At 47.6% G+C, this 1,341-nt stretch carries 1 protein-coding gene; it reads right to left on the bottom strand.

Annotated elements, in window-relative coordinates:
* Positions 1 to 1,341 (bottom strand): hypothetical protein (locus tag COT43_05945; GenBank protein PIS28648.1); only part of this gene is annotated, 1,341 nt, incomplete at both ends.

Below are 1,341 nucleotides of genomic sequence, written 5' to 3'. Positions count from 1 at the left end.
ATCCGCTCGTTTCGATGAACTGATCGATTCTATCGACTTCTTTTCCTGAAAGATCGTAAAACGTGACTTTCAGATCTCCTGATCTGTCTGCACAAATGCGAAAGTTTGTTTGGTTGTTAAATGGATTCGGATAATTGCCTTCCAACCGAAATTTCCCTGCAACACCATTTTTTGATTCCGGGACAGTTTTCGTCTCGATAAAATGCACGGAAAAATCGTCAAAGTAAAGCGTTCCCACATCCTTTTTAGCGTCGTCGGTTTCAGCCAGATAGATTCTCTTCCACGTAACCGGATAATCTAAAACAGCCGTCGGATTCGCCCAGCTGGGGATCGCGGCAGAGAACGGAATTTCCAATTTCTGCCAGCAGTCCGTCCAGTCGATTCCCGGAGTGGCAGGGGTCAAATCCATCAGAAATTTCTCGCCCTGTTTATCGATAAATTCACCTCTCAACCAGTGACCTTTTCCATCTCCGTAAATCTGAATGCTGATCGCGTCAGGCGTGCCGGAAATCGGGATCGTGCAATTCAAATTCAGGTTGGTCGTTCCGCCGGTCGCCAGACTATAGTCCAATCGTCCGGAAGAAGGTTCGGAGATTTTTATCGAATCACTGACGGTTATTTTACATTGAGCAAGATTGACTTTCGTCCCCGTGATCGACCAATTGGCGACCGTTGTAAAGTCATCAACCATCACGGTCGCGGCGGCGCCTACGGAAACTGGCGTCGTTCCGGTCACTTCCTCAAACGTCGCGGAGATCACGCCTTCGCCCATCGTGGTTGCCGTAAAAACGCCGGTACTATTGATAGTTCCGACATTTCCCGTGACTTCCCAAGTATAATTCGAAGCGGGAATCTGGACGATATTTCCGTAATTGTCTTTCGCTTCAGCCGTGATAGTCTGTTGTTCGCCAATTTTCAGAATGATCGGATTTGGCTTGAGTGTAATTTCGGCCAGACCGGTTAGAAAAACCTGCGCCGTATCACGAATTTCGCCGCAATTCACATAAATATAACCCATCGTTTTGACTGTATCGGACTGGAATTTTCCCGTCGAATCGATGCTTCCAAGCGTCGAATCACATGTCCACGTCAGTGAATCGGAATTGACAGAAACGCTGTTGTAATATTGATCGAATCCAGTAACCGTATAATGGTAGGAATTACCAGCCGGCAGATAAATCTTCTTCGGACTGATCCGCAGATGATTCAAAGGACCGGTCGGAGCGGTGCTAATAAGTAAAAGCGAATTCGCAACGGTACGTTCGCCACCTGTGTCCGAAGGTCTGTTCATGACTTTATTTCGGACGACCATTGTCGTCGAACCGCCGCCGTCAAGGTTCA

The organism is Candidatus Marinimicrobia bacterium CG08_land_8_20_14_0_20_45_22 (genome assembly GCA_002774355.1).
Taxonomy (GTDB): domain Bacteria; phylum Fidelibacterota; class UBA2242; order UBA2242; family UBA2242; genus 0-14-0-20-45-22.
The sequence above is the reverse complement of the archived record's forward strand: the minus strand, read 5'-3'. Positions and strand labels throughout refer to the sequence as shown.